This window comes from Nonomuraea sp. WAC 01424 (assembly GCF_003947315.1).
In the GTDB taxonomy this organism is placed as follows: domain Bacteria; phylum Actinomycetota; class Actinomycetes; order Streptosporangiales; family Streptosporangiaceae; genus Nonomuraea; species Nonomuraea spiralis.
Genome location: NZ_QHHZ01000019.1, coordinates 81416 through 106280 on the forward strand (window position 1 = coordinate 81416; position 24865 = coordinate 106280).

Below are 24865 nucleotides of genomic sequence, written 5' to 3' on the forward strand. Positions count from 1 at the left end.
GGCCTTCACCCGACCCGCCGCAGGGCACGCTCACGGCGTGCCGCCACCGTCGAGCCGGACTCCCCACGTGCCATCCGCCGCAGCACGACCGGCGCCACGAGCAGGCCGAGCACCGCCCAGGCGCCCAGCACTCCGGCGGTCTCCAGGTGCCGCCAGGACTCGCCGATCTCGACGGCGACCGCCGAGTCCGGCAGCAGGGCTGAGCGCATGCCGAGCCCCATCCAGTAGATGGGGAAGATCTGGGCGGTCCACTGCAGCCACTCGGGCAGCGAGGTGATCGGGTAGAAGATGCCGGAGATTCCGATCAGGGCGAGGAACGGCAGCTGGACCAGCCCTTGGGCGCGTGCGGTGGTGAACACCGAACCCAGGACCGCGCCGATGGGCAGGGTCGCGACCAGGCCGAGCGCCAGCACCCAGGCCAGGCCGGGCCAGGAATCCGGGCCGATCCGCAGGCCCTCGACGAGGAGCACGGCGGGCACGAGGAAGATCACCAGATCGGCCAGCAGGCCGCCGGACACCGAGATCACCTTGCCGATCAGGTAGGCGGGCATCCCGTTCGGGGTCGCCTTGGCGCGCAGCAACGTGCCGTCCTCGCGGTCGGCGGTGAGCTGCTGGCTCATGCCGATCAGGCCGGTCGCGACGTTCATGCCGAGGATGCCGGGTAAGGCCAGGGCACCGAGAAGGAGGGCGCCGACCGGCAGGTCCCGGATGAAGAACAGCGTGGCCACCATCAGGGCCGGCCACAGGAAGTGGGAGAACAGCTCGGCGCCGTTGGTGAACGACTGCCGCAGCTCGATCAGGCCCCGGGACCAGCCCGCGCGCAGTACGGCCGAGTTCATCGGGCCTCTCCCTCCGCCTCGCGCACCAGCGCCAGGTACGTCTGCTCCAGCGAGGCCCGATGGACCTCCAGCTCCCGGACGTCGTCGCCGTGGCGGGCGAACAGCTCGCGGACGAACGTGGTCGAGTCGGACGTCCTCTCGACGTACCGCCGCCCGTCGCGCACCCAGCGCACCTCGTCGTCGCCGGTGATCCGCCGTGCCAGCTCGGCGGCGGTGCCGTCGGCGACGATCCGGCCGCCGTTCAGCACGAGGATGCGGTCGGCCAGCTTCTCGGCCTCGTCCAGGTCGTGGGTGGTTAGCAGGACGGTGGTCTCGCGGGCGTCGGCCAGGTCGCGTACGAGATCGTGGAAGTCGGACCTGGCCTGCGGGTCGAAACCGGTGGTCGGCTCGTCGAGGAACAACAGCTCCGGGCGTCCCACGAGGCCGATCGCCACGTCGAGCCTGCGCCGCTGGCCGCCCGACAGTGTCTTGAGCTTCTTGCCGGCGTGCTCGGTCAGGCCGACCCTCTCGATCAGCTCGTCGGGGTCCCAGGGGCGCGGGATCCCCGGGGTGGCGTAGGGGGCGTAGTAGGTGCCGAGGTGGGCGAGGAACTCGCGTACCCGCCATTTGCCGTGGTCGCGCCAGGACTGCAGCACGATCCCGAGCCTGGCCCGCCACAGCTCGTCGCCGTGCGCGGGATCGGCGCCGAGCACCGAGACCCGGCCTTGCGACCGGATGCGGAAGCCTTCAAGGATCTCGATCGTGGTGGTCTTGCCCGCGCCGTTCGGCCCCAGCAGAGCCAGGATCTCGCCGTGGCGGACCTGGAACGTGACGTCGTGCAGGACGTCGAGCGAGCCGTAGCGCATGCGCAGCCCGTCGACGTCGAGCACGATGTCGTTGCTCTTCGTCATGAGATGACCTCTCTTCGTGTTCGGATGACCTCGTGCCGGAGCACATGCCGGCGAAGCCCGGCGCGAGGGCATGGCGCATCGCGGCCCGGACCGGGGCCGGAGCGTGGGGGCTAGGAGGTGCTGGTTACCGGCTTTCGCGCGTGAGCGTCTCCTCGACGCGATCCATCAGGCCGGCCCGGTCGACGCCGGCCGGGATGAGGGTGCGGGGAACCGTGTCGGCTGGGCCCTGGGGTGTGGGTACGTCTTCTGCCGGCATGTAAGCAACCCTAGTTGCCTAATCCGGCATAGTCAACTTTGGTTGCTTGCATGACCGAGGATCGTTGAGCGCGCTGTCGTAGGCGATCACGGCGGCGGTCGGGATCGTGGTGGTCCTTGGGCGCCCAGCGGGAGAAGCTCTTCCGTCGTCAGCGGAATGGAGCAACCGCACCCCGCTCAGGCTGATTGCAGGTCGGCCAGACACGTGAAACTCATCGCTCCAACCTGCCGCCGCTCGCCCGTGGAGGCCCGAAGCGCCGCGGTAACCCTTTTGTGGCTGTCATCCGGTTTCGTTCGGGTGGCGTGACCGGATGCCGTCGGCGATTATCAACGCGACGTGACGGGCTGCGAAAGGATCGGGTATGACGTGGCATTCGTGGAGACGGCCGTTACCCACGGCGGCGGCGGCCGTGATCGGCTTCGACCCGTCCACGCGGACGTGGGTCACCGACGCCGCCCGGTCTCAGGGGATGGACGACCTGCCGCCGCTGAAGGGCAAGGTGGTGACCGATCCCGCCTCGCGCGGCCAGGCGGCCGACGACTTCGGGCACCTGGTCCACCGGATCCCCGGGGCCGTACTGGAGCCCGGCGCCGTGTCGGACATCATGCTGATGATGAAGTACTGCCGGACGCACGGCCTGCAGGTGGCCGCGCGCGGCCAGGGACACGCCACCTTCGGTCAGGGCCAGGTCGAGGGCGGTCTGATCATCGACATGACCCCGCTCAACGCGATTGAGGTGCGGGAGGACACGGCCGTCGTGGAGGCGGGCGCGCTCTGGAGCAGCTTGGCGCAGGCGACCCTGGCCCGCGGCCTGACCCCTCCGGTCTTCACCGACTACCTGGAGCTCTCGGTCGGTGGCACGCTCTCCGTGGGCGGTCTCGGCGGCCAGACCCATCACCACGGATCCCAGGCGGACAGCGTCGTGGAGCTGGAAATCGTCACGGGGGAGGCCAGCCTGAGGAGATGTTCCGCGCAGCTGCGTCCCGACCTCTTCCACGCGGCGCTGGCCGGCAGAGGACAGTGCGGCATCATCACCAAGGCCACCGTACGCCTGCTGCCCGCCCCCGCGACGGTCCGCCACTACCTGCTCTCCTACCCGAGCGTCGCCGCGCTGACCGCCGACCAGCGGCGCGTGGTCAACGACGGCCGCTTCGCCTACGTGGAGGGAGAGCTCGGGCTGCCGACCGGCTCCGCCGGCTGGAGTTACCAGCTTGAAGCGGTCGCCTTCTTCGACGGCACGACCCCGCCGGACGACGCCAGGCTGCTCGACGGGCTGAGCGACCAGCCCGTCGACCGGGAGATCCAGGACATGTCCTACTTCGACTTCCTCAACCGGCTCGCCGAGGGCGTCGCCTACCTGAAGTCCACAGGCGAGTGGTACCGCCCGCACCCCTGGTGGAACATGTTCCTGCCCGCGAGCCGTACCGATGCCTTCGTGGAGGCCGCCATCAAGGAACTGACCGAGACCGAGGTCGGCGCCAGCGGCGTGGTCCTGCTCTATCCCTTCCCCCGCGCCCGCCTGAACCTGCCCTTGCTGCGCCTGCCCGACGAGGAGACGGTCTTCCTCTTCACACTGCTCAGAACCGCCTCGCTGGGAGCCGGGAGCCCGCAGGACATGGTGGAGGCCAACCGTTCCCTCTACCTGAGCGCCCAATCCGTCGGGGGATACCAGTACCCGGTCGGCTCCATACCCACCACGCCCGAGGAGTGGCGCACCCATTACGGCCCCGAATGGGCGGCCTTCGAGGCGGCCCGTGAACGCTACGACCCCGACGGAATCCTCGCTCCGGGCCAGGGCGTCTTCCCTCCGGGACCGTGAAGCCCGCAGCCGGATCCGGGTCGTGATCGAAGCCTGACGCCAATTCCCGGGGCCTGGGTCTTGCGCACCTGGGCCGAGCGGCCGGCGGTGACCATCCCAGAGGCCGTCAGCAAGGTCGCGGCAGACACGAACGGCGCCGCCTGTGGACGCTGCCTCAGCCCGGCAGTCCGCAACACCGTCACGAGCGGTCACCGGAGCCGCTGCCACTGACTCCCCATGACGGCCCGCCTCGCTGGTCGGGTTCAGTGGGTGAGCTGGGCCTGGAAGATGGCGCTGTTGAAGTAGGCCTTGGCTTCCTTGATCAGGCCGGTGTCGTCGAGTTCGTAGACGTTGATGCCCGACCAGTTGGCCGGTGTGCCGTCCAGGGCGACGGCGGCCCGCGCCAGGACACCGCGACCTGGTTGCCCACGGTGTGGGCTTGCAGCGGGGTCAGTCCGAGGAATGGGTGGAAGCCGGGCAGGACCGAGGCAATGAACCGGTGGATGGCGGCGCGGCCGGTGATGGGTGGCGGGCCGACCGGGTCGTGGAAGACGCCGTCGTCGGCGAACGCTGCCGCCCAGGTGTCGGCGTCGGCGTTCTGGGAGGCGGTGAAGAACTGCAGGACGGCGGCGGGCATGGCAGGGAAGGTCATGATTCTCCTAGTGGATGAGGATGGGGTACAGGGAGGAGGAGGTCAGGACGCCGTCGCCGGGTGGCGGCGGTCGTGGCGGCAGGGTCCGCGCGGACAGCGCGGAGACCGAGGTCTCGGCTCCGGAGGGTAGCGCTGGGATGCGCCCGAATCCGCATGGAGAACATCTCTGACGCGCTGACCTGTGGCTAAGTGGTTCTGCCCGTAAGTCCTTCGGGGTCAGTGGCTGAGGTAGAGATCGCAGGCGCAGTCGAGGGCTTCTTGGGGTGTGCCGGCGGACATGCCGGTGGGCAGGATCTGGTTCACGTACTTGCCGCTGCTGGCGCGGTAGAGCCCGAATCCCCAGATGGAGGCCGATCCGCCGTAACGAAGCCGGATGAGGGGCAGCCGGTGGCCTTCGGCCAGTTCGCCTTCGACGTAGGCGAACTGGCCGTGGTAGCGGACGTGCAGGCCTGCCAGCTGCGGCCAGCGATCATGGGCGTGCTGGCGCAGTCGCTGAGCCAGGGAGGTCTTGGTCGACTCCGGGATGGCGGGCATGAGCCCAATCTTGCCGGTCCGGCGTGTCGGTCCCGTCCCGGGCGGTGGATATCGGGGCAAAGTGGCAGCGCCCCTCATCAGATCACCGAAAGCGTTCCGCGTGCCCGTCCCCCGCGCTCGCCAGATCGTCTTGACCGCCTGCGAGCGACGGCGGTTCAAGCAACTGGCCCATTCCCACACCGCCCCCTACCAGCAGGTCGTGCGCGTCCGGATCGTGCTGGACGCCGCGCACGGCTACTCCAACGCCCGCATCGCCCTGCGGCAGCGGGTCCACCTCGATACCGTCCGCCGGTGGCGTGGCCGCTACGCCGACCAGGGCATCGACGGGCTCAAGGACCGGCCCCGCAGCGGCCGGCCACCCCGCTTCACCTCCGTCCAGCGAGCCGAGGTCACGGCGCTGGCCTGCCAGCTACCGACCGAGACCGGGACGCCGCTGTCCCGCTGGAGCAGCACCGACCTGGCCCGCGAAGCCGTCGGGCGGGGCATCGCCGAGGCGATGTCCGCCTCCACCGTCCGCCGGATCCTGGCCGCCGACGTGCTCAAACCGTGGCAGCACGCCTCCTGGATATTCGTCCGCGACCCCGGCTTCGCCACCAAGGCCGCCCGCGTGCTCGGCCTCTACCAGCGCCTCTGGGACGGGCAGCCCTTGACCGGCGACGAGTATGTGATCTCCGCCGAGGAGAAGACCTCGATCCAGGCCCGCTGCCGCTGCCATCCCAGCCTGCCGCCCGGCACCGCCCGGATGATGCGCGTCAACCACGACTACGAACGCGGCGGCGCATTGGCCTACCTGGCCGCCTACGACGTCCACCAGGCCCGCGTGTTCGGCCGCTGCTCGCCCAAGACGGGCATCATCCCGTTCATGGACCTGGCCGAGCAGGTCATGGCGCAAGAGCCATACGCCTCGGCCCGGCGGGTGTTCTGGGTCGTGGACAACGGTTCCTCCCATCGTGGCAAGGCGGCCGCCGACCGGCTCACCGCCCGGTTCCCCAACGCGGTGATGGTCCACACTCCCGTGCACGCGTCCTGGCTCAACCAGATCGAGATCTTCTTCTCCATCGTGCAGCTGGTGGTCACACCCAACGACTTCACCAGTCTTGACCAGGTCGAAGACCGGCTGATCGCTTTCGAGCGTCGTTACAACGAGACTGCCCGGCCCTTCAGATGGAAGTTCACCCTGGCCGACCTCGAGGACCTGGTGGCCCGGATCGAGCGACACGAACAGAAGGAGCTCCACTTCCAACAGCCCGCTGGCTGCGACTATCAGCCTGCCGCCCTACAAGCGACCGCGTGAACCCTCGAATGACTTACGAGCCGGACCACTAAGTCATTTCAGGAACCGGACAGGATTCAGGGCTTCTGAGCTGAGTGGTCGGGACTACCTGGCGGTTGGGGCCACGCTCGGGAGGAGGACGCCTTATGGGTGAGTTCCGGCCGGATCCGGCACGGCCGAGCGATAGCGGAAAGTAACGAATGGTTACGTTGGGGGGTTCGGTAGTGCTCGCGGAAAATCGGGCGGATATGGCTATGACCTGGGTTTCCGTAAGCGTCCTACTGCTGGGTCTCCCCGGGATCCATGAGGGTGTAATGCGGCCCGTTGCGCCGTTCGGAGAGGGCGGGATTCGGCGCTCTGCTGTCGAGGCCCACGGGACCGAATCGGCGGGAGAACCAAGGTAGGGGCGTTGGCCTGGGATGACGCCGCTAGGAGATCGGACCAGACAGAATTGAAATTCTGTCTGGTCCGATCTCCCGCTGAGCTACTTTGCGTCTGGTGACGCCGACCCGAGCGCCGGGCTTTTTAGCCGGATGCGAGAGCCCGGTAACGGCCTGCTCACACGTTGCTCATGCTGTCCAGAGCCACAGGGTCCAGAAAAAACCTTCATTCTCATAATACTTGCTCAGGCACTGGTAGGCACGGGCAGAGCGCTGGCCATCTAGGTGGCATCTTTCATAACCATTGTCGTAGGACGCGTATCTCCCCGCGAATTCGTAGCGGCCTAGTGCCGCCTCTGCGGTGGCCGTGGTGGTGGCCGTCGCAGCGGTGGCCGGTGCAGATGCGAGTAGGGCGGGGCCGGCTGTGAGGGTGAGGGCCACCGCCGCGAAGGCGAGGCCGCGCTTGATCCTGGGCACGCGCTCTCCATTCATTCGAGTCGCTAGTTGGGCCTACTCAACGAGGGTGGCATTCCGTGATCAGCCTGTCTTTGGCACAGAACGCACTATTAGTTACCGCTGAGCGGTGGAAGCAGGCAACCGGTGATCCGCACTCCTTTCCGGGCCAAAGGCGCCGCCCAGCTCGGGGTCACGTTGCCCGGACAGGCCGGTCCGTTCGGTATCCGTCCCGAACCGACGCCGGAGCCTGCCGCACCGGGGAAGACACCAGCTCCCGCTACTGAAAGACCAGCACTGAGATCAGCTCTCAACCACCGGAACGGCTATTAGTACTCCAGCCGCACATCGGTGGTGATGGTCTGGGCAGGCGTGAGCTGCACCGCTTCAGCGCTTAAGCGCCTTGGGTCTAAGGAAGAGGCAACGGCCACCGCTGTGATCATTCAGGTGTGATGGATCATCAGCACGATCAACCCGCTCACCTACGAGGTCGACGCGCTGCGCGGCTTGCTGCTCGGGATCTCCTCCCCCTTACCGCTGGACTTCGCGGTGCTGGTCGTGGCCTCCACCGTCGGGATCGCTGCCGCTTCGGCCATGCTGGGACGGCTGGCTCGCTGACGACCTCCAGTGGCGACGCACAAGCGACCCGCGTGATCGGTCACCTTCTCCTCCGGAAGGAGTCAACCAGGAGATGCGATTTGGCGTGCCCCGGGTTGAGCGGAGGTGGATTTCTGGATTCTTGTGCCACTTGAGGTGAGGAAAGTGGCATGGGACGACGGGGCTACCCGCCGGAGTCCCGCCCTTGCTGGCTGGCCGTTCATGTGCCGGTCCCGTGCCGAAGAGCATGTGACGAGCATGAACTCGGCCATCTTGCCTCGCTGAAGAAGGCCGAGGATCGAGAAAGCCCAGGTCGGATGGGGTGTGGAGTGGTGGGGCGCCCGGGGCTCGACCCCGGAACCTACGGATAAAGGGGAGTTCTGTTTGTGCGTGTCAGAGCGTGCCGCATTCTGTCGGACGCGTTAGAAGATGTCAACGCGAATGCATCGATTTCGGACATGCATGCACGTAGCGACTGCGGCGATTCGTCCGTGTATGTCATGAGTCTAAAACCCTGTGCCGCTGTTGGTTACTCGCGGTGTTCGGCTCGGAATCCGATGCCGGTTTGACCAAGAATTGGTCTATCGCCCTGTCCTAGCTCGGACTTTCTGGCCGGTATTTGGATCAGTGACCCTTTTTCATCCTCAGGCGGCCTGAGCAACGCGGTGGTTTTGAAGGACGGCGATAGCCTTGCAGAGGTGGCCGGCCTTGCTGGGGCTGCAGCGTAGCTTGCGGAGGATCTTCCAGCTCTTCAGCTGGGCGTTCGCTCGTTCGCCGGGTCCGCGAAGGCGGGCGTGGGCGCCGTTGGCCTGCTTCTGGGATTCCGATTTGTTCTTGCCCTTGTACGGGGTGCGGATCGGGCCTTCGGCTCCCTGATATGCCTTGTCGGCCAGGGTGATGATGCCCGCGCCTTCGAGGGCGCGCAGGATGCCCCAGATGCGGGCGGCGCTCAGGTCGTGGGCCTTGCCCGGTAACGCTCCGGAGGTCCACACGATGGTTCCGTCCGGTGAGGCGATGACCTGAATGTTCATCCCGTGCACGCGATGCTTGCCGGAGGAGTACGGCCGGTCGGCGGCGACCCGGTCGGTGTGGATCAGCGTGCCGTCCAGCACCAGGTAGTTCAGCCCGTCCCGCTTCGCCTTGCGCAGCGCCTGGCCGAGCTTGGGTGAGCGCGCCGACAGTAACGCCACGGTCTCCTTCACATACCGCCACGCGGTCGCCGTCGACACCCCGAACCCGGCCCCGAGCCCGGTGAACGTCTCGCCCTTGCGCAGGTAGACCAGTACCAGCAGGGCCTGTCGACCGGGGTTGAGCAGCCGCCAGGCCGAGCCGATCGCCTGAGGGGGCCGCCGGATCATCCCGGTGACGTAGTTCAGGGTCTGAGGCGACAAATCGACGGCAGCACGACAGAAATGCATCCGAGGCCCCTGGTTGTGACGGATCTGGTTGTGGTGATCAATCCATCTACCAGGGGTTTCTTGTGTCGTCAGGCGAACACCGAGCTCGCGCCATCTTCGCACCTGGCGTGGTCAGCGGTAACTGGGTGCCGGAGGACGGCGACGGGCAGCGGCTCTCGCCGCTCTGTCCCGCGCGGCCGGGCGTCTGCCCAGGCGCGCGGAGCCCCTCATGTGGTCCGCCATCGTGCTCGCCCGCGCCGATCGGCTCGCCGAGGCGGCCGAGGCGAGAGCGACCGCGCTGGCCGTCAACCCCGACAGCGGCGGCTTCTTCAGCCGGACACTGCGAAATCTGCGGACTTTGGCGGTTGCGTCACTCGTACGGCTGGACTCTTGGCGCTCCCGCCAAAGCTCAGTCATCGGACCGGATTCACACTGGTGCGAACTCATCCAAGAAGAGAACCGCAGACCTCACGGAAGGACAGCAATGGTCAAGGCGTCGGAAGGCAGCCTCCCCGCGGGCGAGATGGGCGTTCCCCCAGAGGGTGCGGTGGCGGCCCGGGTCGGCGGGGGGCCGGTTCAGGCTGCCCTGGACAAGGCGTTCACCAGGGCGGCCGCGGAGTTCGGTGATCCGGGTGTCCAGGCGGTCGCGATGTGCAACGGCGAACTGATCTGGTCGGCGAACTCCGGTAAGGCGATCAACGACCAGCCCGCGCCGGTCACCGGCTCGACGATGTTCAACTTCGCCAGCTTCGGCAAGCTGATTCTGTGCGCGTACACCCTGCGCCAGGTCGAAAGCGGGGTCCTGGCCCTAGACAACCCGATATCGTCCTATGTCGGGCAGGACGTGCCGGGCTCCGACGTGGTCACGCTCCGGATGCTGCTCACGCACACCGCCGGCTACCCGGACCTGTACGAGCTCCCCGAGACCGCTCCGCTCTTCGAGGGCGGCGACCACTACGATCCGAACGAGCCCTACACCTTCGCCATGCTAGCGAAGGGCATTTTCCAGCCGGTCAACCCCGGCGAGCGGTTTGAGTACTCCAACGCCGGATTCCTCGTCCTGACATACGTGCTGACCAGGATGTCCGGCGGAGACGAGGCGCTCGAGCGCGACCTCCGGCACTTCCTTCGGCCGGCAGGGGCGACGAACGAGTCGCTGACCGCCGAACGGTCCCAGGAAGCCTTTCGCCGCCTGGCCCACGGTTACTCCATCGAGAAGGAGGGCGTGCTGGTCGACTTCTTCACCGCTTTCGGCGCCACGGGCATCCCCACCGACCTGTACGGCCTGCCGTTTGGGGACGGGCTGTTCGCCGGCACCGCGCTCGGCGGGGCCAAGTTCCTCGACGCGTTGTTCGTCGGAAAGCGGCTCCTTCGGCCCGACACGATCGAAGAGATGATCAGGGCGTCTCCGCAGGCGGCCGCGCAGCGCGACACGTACGGGATGGCCACCGAGCGGGCCGAGGTCAGCGGGCGCGTCTGGCAGGGCCACCCGGGCGGGTACGGCGGATTCAGCTCGATGGGAGCGACCGACCTGACGCGTGGCGTGACCCTGATGGTCGTGGCCAACCGCATGAACGCCGATACCGCCGTCGATATCTGGAAGGAACTGGCCGAGGCGTACGCCTCCGTCGCTCCCTGACGCAGTTCATATCCATCGTCGGGTTCGTCCTAGTCGACGTGCCGCAGGAGGAGTGGCCGCTGCGCGGCGGGCCGTTCGGTTACATCACGGCCGCCGGCGTACGGCGGGACGCGCGAGGGCAGGGGCTGGCTCGCACGCTGCTGGCCCACGTGCTACGGGCCGAGGGGTTGGACCATGTCGTACTCGACGTCGGCGCCGTGGGCCTGTACCAGAGTCTCGGCTTCACCGTCACCGACCGTGCGGTCAGCCTCGTCAAACGCTTCCGACCTTCCGGCCCCGGCAGGCCAGCATGCCGGGAGATTTTACGGGACTTCTACAGATAAACAGGAAAAAATGTGTAACAAGAGCGACCTGGCTGTCGAATGTTCACTATGAAGCGATCTCTGGCGCTTGCCGCAGCAGCCCTCCTGACGGTCTCCGCCTCCTCGGGCGCACCCGGCGATCCCAGTGGGGGAGATCCGTACTTTCCCGGGCAGGGCAACGGCGGTTACGACGCGGGCCACTACGATCTCGTACTCGACTACAGCCCGAGCTCCAACGTCCTCAACGGCATCGCGACCATCAAGGCGCGCACCACGCAGGAGCTGAGCAGGTTCAATCTGGATCTGACCGCCGACCTCGACGTCAGCAAGGTGACGGTGAACGACGCGCCCGCCGCCTTCAGCCAGGGTAGGACCGAACTCGTCGTCACGCCGACCGCGGCGCTCGCCTCGGGTCGTGCCTTCACGATTGTGGTCGAGTACCAGGGCAGGCCCAAGCACGTCGTGGACCCCGACGGCTCGCGCGGCGGCTGGATCCGCACCAGTGACGGCGTGTTCAACGCCAACGAGCCGCAGGGCGCCATGACCTGGTACCCCGGCAACCACCACATGACCGACAAGGCCACCTACCGCTTCACGGTGACGGTGCCGAGCACCCGGATGGCGGTCGCCAACGGCGACCTGACCTCACGTAAAACCACCGGCGACCGCACCACGTACGTCTGGGACGTCAAGGAGCCGATGGCCGGCTACCTCGCGACCGTCACCGTCGGGAAGTTCAAGCTGACCGACACCAGGATCGGAAAGTACCGGACCATCGTCGCCGTCGACCCCAAGCTGGCCGACGAAGCCGTGAACCTCGCCGAGCGCCATGCCCCCGTACTCGACTACTTCGCGTCGCTCTTCGGCCCCTATCCGTTCTCCTCCACCGGCGCGATCGTCGACCACGCGCCGAACGTGGGCTACGCCCTGGAGACCCAGAGCAGACCCATCTACGACGAGGTGCCCAGCGAGTGGCTTCTCGCCCACGAACTGGCGCACCAATGGTTCGGCGATTCGGTGACGCCCAGCCGCTGGCAGCACATCTGGCTCAACGAGGGCTTTGCCACCTACGCCGACTGGCTCTGGCAGGACAAGATCGGCGAGCGGGGCCTCCAGACGTCCTTCGACACGGCCTACGCCATTCCCGCCAAGGACGCGTTCTGGAAGACGCCGACCGCCGACCCCGGCGGCCCGGCGGCGCTCTTCCACGACCGCGTCTACAACCGCGGCGCGATGACCCTCCACGTCCTGCGGAGCAAAGTGGGTGACACGGCGTTCTTCCAGATCCTCCGCACGTGGACGGCGGAGCACAAGTACGGCAACGCCGATACTCGCGCCTTCATCGCTCTATCGGAGCGGATCTCCGGCCATGACTTGTCCGACTTCTTCGCAGACTGGCTGTTCAAGCCCGGCAAACCGGCTTTGTGATCCTAGGTGTACGGCTTGCGCCTCCCGTTTCCCACGCAAGCCGTACAGGACTCCAACGCCCCCGGCAGCTACGGCTCGATCACGTCGCGACCCGGGGGCGCCTGCCGTCAGCGCATGACCCGGCCGGCCTTCAACACCAGCTTCAGGTGCTTGTCCGGCCGGGACAGCACGGTGATGTCCTGCAGCGGATCGCCCTCCACCATCAGGATGTCGGCGTGCGCGCCGGGCGTGATCTCGCCGATGCGGCCCGGCAGCCCCACGAGGCGCGCGGCGACGCTGGTGGCGGAGCGGATGACATCGAGAGCGGGCTGCACCTCGGCGCGGAGGTCGAACTCCCGCGCCTGGTGCGGGTGCATGCCGCCGAGCAAGTCTGTGCCGAAGACGATGTCGATGCCGCCCCGGTGAGCCAGTTCCAGGGCGCGCAGCCCGTGGTCGAGCACCTCGGAAACCTTGCGATGACTGCCGGGCGGCAGGCCGTACCGCAGGCCCTCCTCCGCCAGCGCCCGGTAGGTGATCAGCGTCGGCACGTAGAAGGCGCCGTGCTTCCTGAACAGCTCGACGCTGGTCTCGTCGAGCAGGTTGCCGTGCTCGATGCTGCGCACGCCGCAGCGCAGCGCACGATTGACCGCGCGAGCGGTGTAGGCGTGGCCGGCGACGTACCGGTTGGCCGCCTCCGCTTCCTCGACGACCGCCCGGATCTCCTCCAGGGACAGCTGCGTGGAGTCCACGCGGTCGGTGGGAGAGGCGACACCTCCTGAGAGCATGAGCTTGACGTGGTGCGCGCCGGTGCGCAGTTGTTCGCGGGCGGCCTTGCGCATCTCGTCCGCGCCGTCGCACACCACGCTGATCGTGGCGCGGCAGGGGTGCGCGTCGGTCACGACCCGGTCCATGGGGCGCATGTCTCCGTGGCCGCCGGTCTGCGAGATCGCCTTGCCGCCGAACAGCAGCCGCGGGCCGGGAAAGTAGCCTTCGTGGACGGCGTCGGCCAGGCCGTGATCGGCGCCGCCCACGTCCCGGACAGTGGTGAAACCTCGGTGCAGCATGTCCCGCAGGATGTGACTCGCGCGGGCGGCCACGTAGCTCGGTGACCATTCGCCCAACGTGGACAGGTCGGCCGTGGAGGCGGTCACGTGCACATGAGCGTCGATGAGTCCAGGAAGGACGGTGCGCCCTCCGGCGTCGATGACGTCGCTGTCGCGCAGTGCCCCGACCTCGTGGCCGCCGATCTCCGCGATGGTGTCGTCGACGATGAGGAGATTCCGGTCCTCCAGGTACGCGGCGCCTTCCACGTCGAGCACTCGCGCGTTGGTGATCAGAACGCTGGTCTGTTCGGTTCCGCCGGTCACGACGCCTCCTTGCCGAGGGGGCTCACCCGCATGCCCGGTCGCAGATGTCGCCACGGCAGGTCGGCCGGGTCGGCGGCGACCGGCCCCGGCGCCGCGGCGACGAGTACGGCCTCCGCCCCCGGAGCGAAGTCAGCGCGGAAATGGACAGAACTCTTGAGCACCACGATCCGCTCCCGTTCCGGACTGATCCCGAGCATGCGGAGCTGCGCGCGGTCGAGGAGCTGCACCTTCCTGCTGGTCACACCCACGCGCACAGCCCCGGCGCGCAGGCAGGCGCTCGGGCCGGAGTCGATCTCGGTGCCGTGCATCATCGGGCCCTCGATACGGCACCGGCCGTCGGAAAGGTGCTCGATCACGAAGGCTCCCTGGTAAGGCTCCGCGCCGGCCAGGCCCGGATGCCCGCCGAGTGCCAGGCTGACGGTCTCGCCCGGCCCTGTCGCGTGTGCGGCAGCCGCGGCGGCGGGATCCCAGATCGCGGCCAGGGCGGCGGACACCCCGGCGTCCACCAGCGCGCGGAGCAGGCCGGTCGTCCGCGCGTCGCCGCCGGCCCCTGGGTTGTCCTGGGTATCGGCGATCACCACAGGACGGCCGACGCCTGCGGAGAGTCGGGTCGCCAGGTCGACGGCCTCCACGGGCGCCAGCAGGCTGACCCGCCAATCCGCCTCCCGCTTCACGATGTCCTCGTACAGCGTGTCGAGCGCGCTGCGCAACGCCTCGGCGTCGGGGCCGTACCCCCACACCGCAGGGCCGCATTCGGGGAAGTCCGTGGCGGGGAATCCCGCTGCGAAGGACAGGCAGGCGCCGTCCCCGCTCAGCGCCTCGAGGCTGCCGTAGACGCTGCGAGCGGGTTCCATCTCGGTGCAGCCGCTGTTGATCGGGATGAGGAAGGGGATCTTGCGCCACTCCTGGTGGAGCCGTTCGCCGGCGCACAACCGGAGCAGCGCCTCGGCCGCCCGGCCGCCTGTCTCCGCCATGTCGACGTGCGGATAGGTACGCAGCCCAACAGTGGCGTCCGCCATGGCCATCATGTGTTCGGTGAGATTGGCGTGCAGATCCAGGCTCACCACGATCGGGACGTCGTCGCCCACGACCGCGCGCAGCCGGGTGAGCAGTTCGCCTTCACCATCATCGAGATGCTCGGCCGCCATCGCACCGTGCAGGTCCAGGTAGATCGCATCGGGGCGGGTGGTTCGTGCCGCGTCGAGGATCTCACCCGCGATGCGCTCGTAGGCGTCGCGGGTGACCCGCCCGGACGGGCAGGCCGCCGCCCAGATCACGGGCACGATCTGGCACGGGTGCCCGCGCATCGCGGTCAGGAACCCGCCCATCGCGATGTTGACCTCTTCCAGCTCGTACAGCGCCTCGCCTCTGCGTAGCGCGGGGAACCCTTCTCCGTTGACAAAGCTCTCGTAGGTCGCCGGTGTCGTGGCGAAGGTGTTCGTCTCGTGCTGGAATCCCGCGACCATGATGCGCACGATCGATCCTCTCCTTGTGTGGTGGACGCCGTCAGTGGTGGACGCCGTCAGCGGATGCGGCGGGAATGCGGGTGGCCGCGATGCCGATGCCGCTGGCCAGCAACATCCCGACCAGGACAAGCAGGCCCACGAGGGTGCCGCCGGTGGCCTCCTTGAGCCAGCCGAAGAGCATCGGGCTGATGAACCCGCCCACCAGCCCGATGCTGTTGATCAGCGCGATGCCGCCGGCGGCGGCCGTCCCGGACAGATGCGACGAGGGCATCGACCAGAACACCGCGTAGGAGCCCCAGCTGCACGCGGTCGAGATGACGATCGCCGTGAGCGCGATGGGCAGATTGTCGGTGGTGAACGCGGCGACGGCCATCGCCACCGCGGCCACGATCGCCGGGACCGCGCTGTGCAGGCGACGTTCACCGCGCCGGTCGGAGCGCCTGCTCAGCACGATCATCACGACGATCGAGGCGGCGTACGGCAGCGCCGAATACAGGCCGACCGCCGTGATGCTCTTGATGCCGTTGTCGGCGAGGATCGTCGGCAACCAGAAGATCACCGCATACATGCCGCCGATCAGGAAGAAGTAGCTCAGCGCGAGACCGTAGACGCGGCGGTCGCGCAGCACCTGACGGAACTCGTGCTTGCCTTGCGGGTTTCGGCCGGCGTCGACGTCCCGCGTCACCTGCGCCTTCTCCGCATCGCTGAGCCATCGGGCCTGGACGGGCGAGTCGGCGAGAGTGCGCCACACGACGAACCCCAGCAGCACTGTGGGCAGCCCTTCGAGGACGAACATCCATTGCCATCCGGCCAGGCTCCACGCGCCGTCGAGGTAGGTCATGATCCAGGTGGACACGGGTCCGCCGAGGACGGAGCTGATGGGGCCGGCGAGCATGAACAGCGCCGTGGGCGCGGCCAGCCGTGCGGCCGGGTACCAATAGCCGAGGTAGAAGATGATGCCCGGCGCGAAGCCGGCCTCGAAGACGCCGAGCAGGAACCGCAGGACCAGGAAGCTGGTCACGTCCTGCACGAACATCATCCCGGCGGAGGTCAGACCCCAGAGGATCATGATCCGCATGATGGTCTTGCGGGTGCCGATCCTGGTCAGCATCAGGTTGCTGGGGATCTCGAACAACACGTAACCGAGAAAGAAGATCCCGGCGCCGAGGCCGTAGACGGCCTCGCTGATCCCGATGTCCTGGCTCATCTGCAGTTTCGCGAAGCCGAGGTTGACGCGATCCAGCGCGGCGAACATGTAGCAGATCAGCAGGAGGGGCAGCAGACGCCTGCTGATCTTGCGGTGCAGCGCTTCCTGCCAGCTGTCCTGCCGGTCGTCGCTGGTGGTATGGGCCATAGTGCGCTCCATCTTGGTGCTGCTGCTGAGGGGGGTGGTGTCGTCACAGCCTGCACGTGATGCCGGATATGGTGCCTAAAACGATGGATACTGACAGGATCCAGGCGCTGAATGTTGAGAAATGACAGCGAGCCCGATCTCCTGGACGAGACCGACCTGGCTCTGGTGGACGCTCTGCAGATCAGCCCGCGGGCGAGCTGGACGAAGCTCGCCCAGGTGCTCGGGCTTGCGCCGATCACCCTGGCCCGCAGGTGGCAGCGGCTCCAGGAGACCGGCGCCGCATGGGTGAGTGTCGCCCACAGCAACGCGCGGGCCCATGGCGCGATCATCGAGCTGACCTGCGAGCCCGGCACCGAGATGGAGGTCGCGACCCGCCTCGCGCGATTGCCCTACGTCAGCACCGTCGGCGTCACGAGCGGCGAGTACCACGTCTTCGCCAACATCGTCGCGCCGACGCTGTCCGCCACGACCGACGTCCTGCTGAACGGCCTTCCGCTACGGCCACACGTGACGCGGATGCGCAGCCACGTGTTCGGCGGCCTCTTCGGCGGGATGGTCTGGCGCCTGGGCGTGATGAACCCCGCGCAGACTGAGCGGATCCGCGAGACCGTCGGCCCGCCGCCTCAGGAGGTCCGCCCGTTTGGCCCGCTCGACCGGGCGTTGTTCCTCGCCCTCAGCCATGACGGGCGCCGACCCCACACCGAACTCGCCGAAGAACTCGGCACCACGCCGCACGCGATACGACGCCGGCTCGACCGGCTCCTGCGCAACGATGACATCGTCTTCCGCGTCGACGTCGCGCGGCGGCTGGCCGGCTGGCACTTGCTCGCGCTGCTCTGGCTGACCGTCCCGGACACCGACCTGCGTGCCGTGGGGAACCGCCTGGCGACCTGGCCGGAAACCCGCATGTGCGCGGCTGTGACCACTTCAACCAACCTCGCCTTGATCGTCAACCTGCGCTCCTTCGAGCATCTGGAGGAGTTGCTGATCCGGGCCGCGAGGTTGTCTCCCGGCGTTGCCGTCGCTGAACGACGGCTGATCCTGCGGCAGGTGAAGATCTACGGCCGCGTGGTGGACGAGGACGGGCGATGCCTCCAGGTGATCCCCGCCGACCCATGGGCTGCGGCAGACCTGCGGACGTGAGGCGTCGTGGGACGCCCGGGCGCCTCGTGGGCGCGCAGGCGACGAGGCCGTGTTCGTGGGCGTAGATCGCGGCGTGCACGCGGCTCCGGTGGCCGAGTTCGGTGAGGATTCGGTTGACGTGTGTCTTTACGGTGCCTTCCTCGATGGTGCACGTGGCGGCGATCTCGCCGTTGCTCAGTCCTCGGGTCGCCGAGGGGACCGCCGTCGGTCGTCCACCTGTCGATAGATCCTCACGCGTGCGCACCGGCGATCACCTCGCGCATGACCCATGGAACCTCGTCGCAGGTCAGTTGTTTCCGGGACCCCGCATTGGCCGATCGGATAATTCTGGTCCTGCGGAGTTTGGCGCTCGATCCAACGCCGGGTGACGAACCCGCTCCCACACTAATGGCGTGTTCAGCCAGGTGCAGCAGGTGGTCATCGTCCCGCTCTCTTGCTGCTGCACCTCCCTCCCGAAAGGAACGATCCCCCCATGCCTACCACCACAGCACGAGGGTTCCTGGCGTTGACCGGCCTCGCCGGATTACTCGCCAGCCTGTTCACCGCCACCCCGACTGTCGCCACCGCTGCCACCGCCGCCACCCCTGCCGCCCCGGACACCTCGGCCACCGTCGTCCCGGCCATCGACCTGGCCCAACTGCTGGACACCGCCCTGGCCGAGAGCGCGGCCAAGGTGGGAGACCCGGGCGTCCAGGCGGTCATCCTGCGCGACGGCCGGCTCGTCTGGTCGGGGAAGCACGGCAAGGCCGTCGACGACCCGCCCACGCCCGTCGCCGACGACACGCTGTTCGGCTTCGCGAGCTTCAGCAAGCTACTCCTGGGCACGTACGCGCTCAACCAGGTCGAGGCGGGCAAACTCGCCCTGGACACCCCGATCTCGGCCTACATCGGCGACGACGTACCTGGCTCCGACGTGGTCACGCTCCGGATGCTGCTCACCCACACCGGGGGCTACCCCGACGTGTACGAGTCGCCCAAGCTCGCCGCGCTGCTTCCCGGCGGCGAGCAGTACGAGCCGGGGAGGCCCTTCACCTGGCAGATGATCGCCCGCGCCCTGCGCCCTCCCGTCGATCCCGGCAAGAACTTCAGCTACTCCAACACCGGATTCCTCATCCTGACCCACATGCTGAGCGTGCGCGCGGGCGGGGACCGAGAGCTCACCGCCGCCGTGAACGCCTTCACCGCCCGCGCCGGCTCCGTCGTGCCCGAGGACGGCAAGGTGCTGACGATGGAGCGAAAGCAGCGGGACTACCCCCGTTTCGCCCACGGCTACGAGTACTTCCCCAAGCAGGGCAGGATCGACATGTTCACCCACTTCGGCGACACCGGCATCCCGACCGACATGTTCGGCCTCCCATGGGGCGACGGCCTGTTCGCCTTGACCGCGCTCGGCGGCGCGCAGTTCATCGACGCGCTGTATGCCAGAAAGGGGCTCCTGAAGCCGGCCACTCTGCGGGCGATGATCACGCCCACCCCGCAGTCCATCGCTGCCAAGGATCCTTACGGGATGGCCAGCTACCGCTTCGAGGCCGGGGACCGTGTCTGGCAGGGACACGCGGGCGCGTACGGCGGCTTCAACACGCTGGGCGGGACCGACCTGACCCGCGGCGTGACGATGATGGTGGTGGCCAACAACCTGGGCAAGGACGCGGCCGACAAAATCTTCGCACGCCTGGCCAGGACGTACGCCTCGGCCACGAGCTGAAGTCACCCGCCCGCATGGAGGGCAGTCCTCTTCCAGCCGGTCCTCCCACGTGCCACGAACTCCTCCCGTCCTGAAGGCCGCCGCTCACCGTGCGGTGCTCAACCACGGCGGGCCGATCCCGCGGCCGTTTTTCGCGAATGGACAAAACGCCCGCGGCGACTTCTGCGTCCCGGCCAACGGCAAACCATGCCTGAGCTGTGATGCTGACCGGCACGGCACCCACGAGGTACGCCGGCCACGCTGGTCGCGCCGACGCCGGTGCCACCCATCATCTGCTCTGAGAATCGGCTCGCCACGCTGTTCGCGTGCGAGCCGGTGCGGAACACCCCCAACGTCTCCGAAGGGCCGCACGTGAAGATCCATCAGGCGCTGTGCGCCGCCGCCCTCCTCCTGGCCGGATGCGCGCAAGCCCCCGCGCCCACCACCGCCAAGGACACCCTGGTCTGGGCGAACACCTCCCCGGTCCGTAGTCTCGACATCGCGCACGGCTTCGACACCGCCTCGACCCTGGCCCAGTTCGCGATGCTCGACACCCCGGTCACCTTGGACAAGGCCGGCACGGTCGTCCCCTCGCTGGCCGAGTCGTGGAAGGAGACCAAGCCCGGGGTCTACGACTTCCAACTTCGCTCCGGCGTGACGTTCTCCGACGGCACGCCGCTGACCGCCGACGACGTGGCCTTCTCCTTGCGCCGCCATCTCGACCCCAAGGTCGCCTCGGAGGCAGCGAGTTACTTCACCACGGTCAAGAGCGTCGAGGCCACCGGGCCCGGCGCGGTGCGCGTGGTGCTGCGCCAGCCGAACGGGACCTTCCTGTCCACCGCCGCGATCGGCTGGCAGGTCGTGCCGCGCAAGGTGGCCGAGGCCCACCCCAAGGACCTGGGCAGCCCTGACGTCGGCACCCTCGGCACCGGCCCCTACAAGGTCGCCCGGTATTCCATCACCGACGGTCTCACCCTGGTTCGCAACGAACGTTACTGGGGCAAGCAGCCCGCCCTGTCCAAGATCGAGGTCAAGGCGATGGAAGACCCCGAGTCGCTTCGCCTGGCCATCGCCTCGGGCGACGTGGAAGGGACCATGGACGTCCCGATCCCGGACATCCGCAAGTGGACCAGCATGGCCGGCGTCACCACCGGTTTCTATCCCTCCAACAACCTGGCCTTCCTGTCCCTGGACGTCACGGCGGGGCCGCTGAAGGACGTGCACGTACGGCGCGCCGTCGCGCATGCCCTGGACAGGGAGGCGCTGGCCAGAGTGGGCACCGCCGGGCACGGCAAGCTCATCCCGGCACTGCTGACGACCCCCCAGCTCACGTCGCTCTTCGGCGACCAGGTGGAGCAGGTCACCGGCCGGCTGAGAACCTACAAGCACGACCTGGCCGCCGCGAAGGCGGAACTGGCCCAGTCGGCCTACCCCGACGGGTTCTCGATCACCGTGCCCTACGCCCCGGTCGAGAATCCGCTGGTCATCCAGGCCGTCATCGCCGACCTCGCCAAGATCGGGATCAAGCTCACCCTGGACAACCAGCCGGAAGACGCCTTCCGGGCGCGGCTGATGTCCCACGACCGTGTCGGCATCCACTTCGCCGACCTGGGCTACTCCACGCCCGACCCGGGCGAGGTCCTGCCCGATCTGCTCAGCCGCGCCTCGGTCAAGGAGGGCGGCTGGAACTTCTCCATGTACGCTTCGGCCGAACTGGACGAGCGGCTCGGCAAGACGCTGGCCGCCACCGGCCCGGCAAAGGCCGAGCTGGTCACAGAGGTGCTGGCCGAGGTCGCCGAGCAGGTCCCCTACATTCCCCTGTACTGCATCGACCAGCCCTACACGCTGAACAAGAAGTTCACCGCCGAACTGAGCGCCTGGACCGTCGACGTGTACAGCGCCATCCGTCCGGCGGTGGCTTGAGGTGGCCATCCTGTCCTTCATCGGCAAACGGGCGGCGGCGGCGGGACTCCTGCTCTGTGTCCTGTCCGTCCTCACCTTCGCGTTGCTCGCCGCCGCGCCGGGCAGCCCCGAGCAGGTCCTGCTCGGCAACCGTCCCTCCACCCCGGAGACCCGGGCGGCGATCCGGGCGGAGTACCTGCTCGACGAGCCCGTCGCCGTCCGGTACGTCCACTGGCTCGGCAAAGCCGTGGAGGGCGACTTCGGCACCTCCTCCTACTCCCGGGAGCCTGTGACCTCCGTGATCGGCCAGCGTCTGCCGGTCACCGCCGCGCTGGCCGTCTACGGGATGGCGCTCACGCTGATCGTCGCGGTCCCGGCCGGCCTGATCGCGGGCCTGCGCCGGGGCAGCGCGGTGGACCAGGGCATCAGCACCGCCGCGCTGGTCGCCACGTCGATCCCGTCGTTCGTGCTGGGCCTGATCCTGCTGTACGGCTTCGCCGTGGCCCTGGGCTGGTTCCCGGTCTACGGCACCGGCGGCCTCGCGCACCTCACGCTGCCCGCCATCGCACTGGCCGCGGGGGAGGCGGCCATCATCATCCGGCAGACCCGCGCGGCCGCGCTCGACCTGGCGGGACAGGACTATCTGACCTTCGCCAGGGCGCGCGGGCTCGGCCGGTCGCGGATCTGGATCAGTTACGCGCTGCGCAACGCCTCGCTTCCGATCCTGACCGTGGGCGGACTCACGCTGGCCGCCTACCTGACCGGGGCGGTCTTCGTCGAGCGGATCTTCAGCCTGCCGGGACTCGGCTCCCTGCTGATCCAGGCCGTCGGGCAGAAGGACGTCCCGCTCGTCCAGGCTTTGGTGCTGCTCGGCGGCTCGATCGTGGTGGCCGTGAACCTCCTGATCGACCTGGCCTACCTCGCGGTGGACGCCCGGGTCCGGCACGGGGTGATGGAGCCATGAGGGATCGGATCATCCTGTGGGCCTCGGCGGTCGTACTGGCGGTTCTGGTGGTGGCCGCGGTCGCGGGGCCCTGGCTGGCGCCGTACGAACCGGGTGGGCAGGACATCGCGCTGGGGCCGACAGGACCCGGCGCCGGGCACTGGCTGGGCACCGACGACCTGGGCCGGGACGTGTTCTCGCGGCTGCTGGCCGGGGCCGGCACCGCGCTGTGGGGGCCGGCCGTCGTCGCCGTGGGCACCACGGTGCTCGGGACCACGCTCGGCCTGGTCGCCGGCTACCACAAGGGCTGGATCGACGCCGTGCTCATGCGGGTGGCCGACCTGATGATCGCGCTGCCCGGACTGCTGGTGCTGATCGTGCTGGTCGGCATCATGGGCGGCGGGTACGGCTGGTCGATCGCCGCCCTGATCGTGCTGTACGCCCCGTTCGACACGCGCGTGATCCGCAGCCTGGCGCTCGCCCAGCGGGAGCTGGCTTACGTGGAGGCCGCGCGCACGCTGGGCCTGCGGTCACGGACAATCATGTTCCGGCACATCCTGCCCAACCTCGCCCCGACGGTGCTGGCCAACGTGCTGATGACCTTCGTGGTCGCGCTGGTCTCACTGGCGGGTCTGTCGTTCCTCGGCATCGGGCTGCCCGTGGGGACGCCCGACTGGGGGCTCATGATCGAGGAGAACCGCGCACTCCTGGACCTCAACCCGTGGGCCGCGCTGGCGCCCGCCGTGCTCATCGCGCTGGCGGCGATCGCGGCGACCCTGCTCGGTGACGGGCTGTTCGAGCAGTTCAACAGGAAGGGAGCCGGGCGTGCTGGCGATTGACGCGCTCCAAGTCAGGTACGGCTCCCGGCTGATCGTCGACGGCGTGGACCTGCGGGTCCGGGCCGGTGAGACGTTCGGCCTGGTGGGGGAGTCGGGAAGCGGCAAGTCGCTGACGGCACGCGCGGTCGTGGGCCTGCTCCCGCACGGCGTCACCGCCACGGGCTCGATCACCGTGGGCGGCACGCAGCTCATCGGCGCGGGCGAGGGAGTGCTGCGCGGCCTGCGCGGCGGCAGGGTCGGGCTGCTCATGCAGGACCCGTTCGCCATGCTGAACCCGCTGCGGACCGCCGGGCAGCACATCGCCGAGTCGCTGCCCGGTGCCCGGCGCGGCGAGGTCGCCGACCGGCTCGCCGAGGTCGGCATCGACGACCCCTCGGTGCTCAAGCGGTATCCGTTCCAGCTCTCCGGCGGGATGCGCCAGCGGGTCGCCCTGGCGGCGGCGCTGGCCCGCGACCCCGAATTGCTGATCGCCGACGAGCCGACGACCGCGCTCGACGCCACGATCCAGGACGAGATCATGCGGTTGCTCGCCCGGATCCAGCGCGAGCGCGGCATGTCGGTCCTGCTGATCACCCACGACCTGCGCGTGGCCTTCGCCCTGTGCGATCGGATCGCGGTGATGTACGCGGGACGGATCGTCGAGCGAGGCCCGGCCCGTGCGATGGCCGACGATCCCGGCCATCCCTACACCGCTGGGCTGCTGCGCGCGCTGCCGTCCATCGAGCGGACCGTGGACCGGCTGACCGGGATCCCCGGCAGCGTCCCGGCCGCCTCCGAGGTACAGGAGTCTTGCGCCTTCGTCTCCCGCTGCGACCAGGCCAGGGACGAATGCGCCGGCGCCCGGCCGCCACTGCGGGAGGCGGGCGCGGATCGGCAGACGGCGTGCCTGTTCCCGGTCGAGCGGCAGCAACACCGTACCGAGGACGCGGGCCGTACGCCCACGTTCGGGCCGCCGCTGCTCCGCGTCGCCGGCCTGCGCAAGGACTACCGCCAGGTCAGGGCCGTACGTGAGGTGAGCTTCGAGGTGGCGGAGGGTGAGAGCGTCGGCGTGGTCGGCGAGTCGGGTTCCGGGAAGACCACGGTGGCCAGGTGCGTCCTCGGCCTGGTCACGCCGTCCAGTGGGCGGATCGACCTGGGGGCCGGGCCGCGGCACCGCCTCGTGCAGTGCGTCTTCCAGGATCCCTACACCTCGCTGAACCCGGCCCGCTCGATCGGCGCGACGCTGGCCGAGGCGGCCCGCCAGGGCGCGCCCGAGGGGCGGATGACCCCGCAGGAACTGCTGGAGCTCGTGGGCCTGCCGCCCGCCTACGCCCGGCGGAAACCTGCGGGGCTGTCCGGAGGCGAGCGGCAGCGGGTCGCGATCGCCAGGGCGCTGGCCGTACGGGCCGCGCTGCTGGTCTGCGACGAGCCTGTGGCGTCGCTGGACGTGTCGGTGCAGGCGCACATCCTGGAGCTGCTGCGGCGGGTCAACCGCGAGCTGGGCACGAGCATGCTGTTCATCACGCACGACCTGGCGGTGGTGCGCCAGGTCACCGATCGGCTGGTCGTGATGCTGAAGGGTCAGGTCGTGGAGTCGGGACTGACCGGACGGGTGCTGGACGCCCCCGAACACCCCTACACCCGCCGACTCGTCTCATCGAGCGAAATATCTTTGGAAAGGTAGAAATGTACGACTTGGTGCTACGGGGCGGCACAGTGTTCGACGGGTTCGGGACACCGGGCCGAACCGCCGATGTAGCCGTGTGCGACG

Annotated in this window: 20 protein-coding genes and 1 pseudogene; 11 read left to right on the forward strand and 10 right to left on the reverse strand. The window is 68.5% G+C overall.

The window, feature by feature from the left end:
• Positions 1–5 precede the first annotated feature (5 nt).
• The gene (locus DMB42_RS41965) at positions 6–839 is read right to left on the reverse strand and encodes an ABC transporter permease (protein WP_125644869.1); all 834 of its coding nucleotides are present in this window, start codon (positions 837–839) and stop codon (positions 6–8) included.
• Complete coding sequence (locus tag DMB42_RS41970) at positions 836–1729, reverse strand: ABC transporter ATP-binding protein (RefSeq protein WP_125644871.1); 894 nt, start codon at positions 1727–1729, stop codon at positions 836–838. The genes DMB42_RS41965 and DMB42_RS41970 overlap by 4 nt, the downstream gene beginning before the upstream one ends.
• 617 nt (positions 1730–2346) lie before the next feature.
• Here DMB42_RS41970 and DMB42_RS41975 point away from each other — a divergent pair.
• On the forward strand, positions 2347–3804 hold the full coding sequence (locus tag DMB42_RS41975) for an FAD-binding protein (RefSeq protein ID WP_125644873.1): 1458 nt from the start codon (positions 2347–2349) through the stop codon (positions 3802–3804).
• A 301-nt stretch (positions 3805–4105) separates the two neighbouring features.
• Here the strand turns inward: DMB42_RS41975 and DMB42_RS41980 are convergent, their stop codons facing one another.
• Positions 4106–4435 carry a nuclear transport factor 2 family protein gene (locus tag DMB42_RS41980; RefSeq protein WP_125644875.1) on the reverse strand — a complete coding sequence of 110 codons (330 nt, stop codon included), beginning with the start codon at positions 4433–4435 and terminating at the stop codon, positions 4106–4108.
• A gap of 216 nt (positions 4436–4651) precedes the next feature.
• Positions 4652–4969 carry a hypothetical protein gene (locus tag DMB42_RS41985; protein ID WP_125644877.1) on the reverse strand — a complete coding sequence of 106 codons (318 nt, stop codon included), beginning with the start codon at positions 4967–4969 and terminating at the stop codon, positions 4652–4654.
• Between the two features lie 100 nt (positions 4970–5069).
• Between DMB42_RS41985 and DMB42_RS41990 the strand changes: the two genes are divergently transcribed.
• Positions 5070–6263: an IS630 family transposase gene (locus DMB42_RS41990; protein WP_221762587.1), complete on the forward strand. Its 1194-nt coding sequence runs from the start codon at positions 5070–5072 to the stop codon at positions 6261–6263.
• A 548-nt stretch (positions 6264–6811) separates the two neighbouring features.
• Here the strand turns inward: DMB42_RS41990 and DMB42_RS41995 are convergent.
• Entirely contained in the window at positions 6812–7099 is a 288-nt protein-coding gene (locus tag DMB42_RS41995; RefSeq protein WP_125644879.1) for a hypothetical protein, read from the reverse strand.
• Positions 7100–8316: 1217 nt separating this feature from the next.
• Positions 8317–9090 (reverse strand): transposase family protein, encoded by a 774-nt coding sequence (locus tag DMB42_RS42000; protein WP_125645112.1) that lies wholly within the window; start codon positions 9088–9090, stop codon positions 8317–8319.
• Between the two features lie 208 nt (positions 9091–9298).
• Here DMB42_RS42000 and DMB42_RS54465 point away from each other — a divergent pair, with 208 nt between their 5' ends.
• The 3 genes from DMB42_RS54465 to DMB42_RS42015 are packed head-to-tail and all read left to right on the forward strand — an operon-like array spanning position 9299 to position 12438.
• Positions 9299–10708, forward strand: a complete 1410-nt coding sequence (locus tag DMB42_RS54465; RefSeq protein ID WP_125644881.1) for a serine hydrolase — start codon at positions 9299–9301, stop codon at positions 10706–10708.
• A gap of 14 nt (positions 10709–10722) precedes the next feature.
• Complete coding sequence (locus DMB42_RS54470; RefSeq protein WP_260478274.1) at positions 10723–11031, forward strand: N-acetyltransferase; 309 nt, start codon at positions 10723–10725, stop codon at positions 11029–11031.
• Between the two features lie 48 nt (positions 11032–11079).
• On the forward strand, positions 11080–12438 hold the full coding sequence (locus DMB42_RS42015) for a M1 family metallopeptidase (protein WP_125644885.1): 1359 nt from the start codon (positions 11080–11082) through the stop codon (positions 12436–12438).
• Positions 12439–12545: 107 nt separating this feature from the next.
• Here the strand turns inward: DMB42_RS42015 and DMB42_RS42020 are convergent, their stop codons facing one another.
• The 3 genes from DMB42_RS42020 to DMB42_RS42030 are packed head-to-tail and all read right to left on the reverse strand — an operon-like array spanning position 12546 to position 16604.
• Positions 12546–13784: an amidohydrolase family protein gene (locus DMB42_RS42020; protein WP_260478255.1), complete on the reverse strand. Its 1239-nt coding sequence runs from the start codon at positions 13782–13784 to the stop codon at positions 12546–12548.
• Positions 13781–15250 (reverse strand): M81 family metallopeptidase, encoded by a 1470-nt coding sequence (locus DMB42_RS42025; RefSeq protein WP_221762601.1) that lies wholly within the window; start codon positions 15248–15250, stop codon positions 13781–13783. The genes DMB42_RS42020 and DMB42_RS42025 overlap by 4 nt, the downstream gene beginning before the upstream one ends.
• Before the next feature lie 40 nt (positions 15251–15290).
• Entirely contained in the window at positions 15291–16604 is a 1314-nt protein-coding gene (locus DMB42_RS42030; RefSeq protein WP_221762589.1) for an MFS transporter, read from the reverse strand.
• A gap of 111 nt (positions 16605–16715) precedes the next feature.
• Between DMB42_RS42030 and DMB42_RS42035 the strand changes: the two genes are divergently transcribed.
• On the forward strand, positions 16716–17747 hold the full coding sequence (locus DMB42_RS42035; protein ID WP_125644891.1) for an Lrp/AsnC family transcriptional regulator: 1032 nt from the start codon (positions 16716–16718) through the stop codon (positions 17745–17747).
• A 70-nt stretch (positions 17748–17817) separates the two neighbouring features.
• Here the strand turns inward: DMB42_RS42035 and DMB42_RS55515 are convergent.
• A pseudogene (locus DMB42_RS55515) lies at positions 17818–17991 on the reverse strand (LuxR C-terminal-related transcriptional regulator); the annotation flags it as partial.
• A gap of 228 nt (positions 17992–18219) precedes the next feature.
• On the opposite strand from DMB42_RS55515, the gene DMB42_RS42045 reads away from it, so the two are divergent.
• From DMB42_RS42045 to DMB42_RS42065, 5 genes are all read left to right on the forward strand, one after another.
• Complete coding sequence (locus DMB42_RS42045) at positions 18220–19452, forward strand: serine hydrolase (RefSeq protein WP_125644893.1); 1233 nt, start codon at positions 18220–18222, stop codon at positions 19450–19452.
• A 351-nt stretch (positions 19453–19803) separates the two neighbouring features.
• The gene (locus tag DMB42_RS42050) at positions 19804–21354 is read left to right on the forward strand and encodes an ABC transporter substrate-binding protein (protein WP_125644895.1); all 1551 of its coding nucleotides are present in this window, start codon (positions 19804–19806) and stop codon (positions 21352–21354) included.
• Between the two features lies 1 nt (position 21355).
• Positions 21356–22297 carry an ABC transporter permease gene (locus DMB42_RS42055; RefSeq protein ID WP_125644897.1) on the forward strand — a complete coding sequence of 314 codons (942 nt, stop codon included), beginning with the start codon at positions 21356–21358 and terminating at the stop codon, positions 22295–22297.
• Positions 22294–23115, forward strand: coding sequence for an ABC transporter permease (locus DMB42_RS42060; RefSeq protein WP_125644898.1), 822 nt, complete (start codon positions 22294–22296; stop codon positions 23113–23115). The genes DMB42_RS42055 and DMB42_RS42060 overlap by 4 nt, the downstream gene beginning before the upstream one ends.
• Positions 23102–24778, forward strand: coding sequence for an ABC transporter ATP-binding protein (locus DMB42_RS42065; RefSeq protein WP_260478256.1), 1677 nt, complete (start codon positions 23102–23104; stop codon positions 24776–24778). The genes DMB42_RS42060 and DMB42_RS42065 overlap by 14 nt, the downstream gene beginning before the upstream one ends.
• Positions 24779–24865 lie beyond the last annotated feature (87 nt).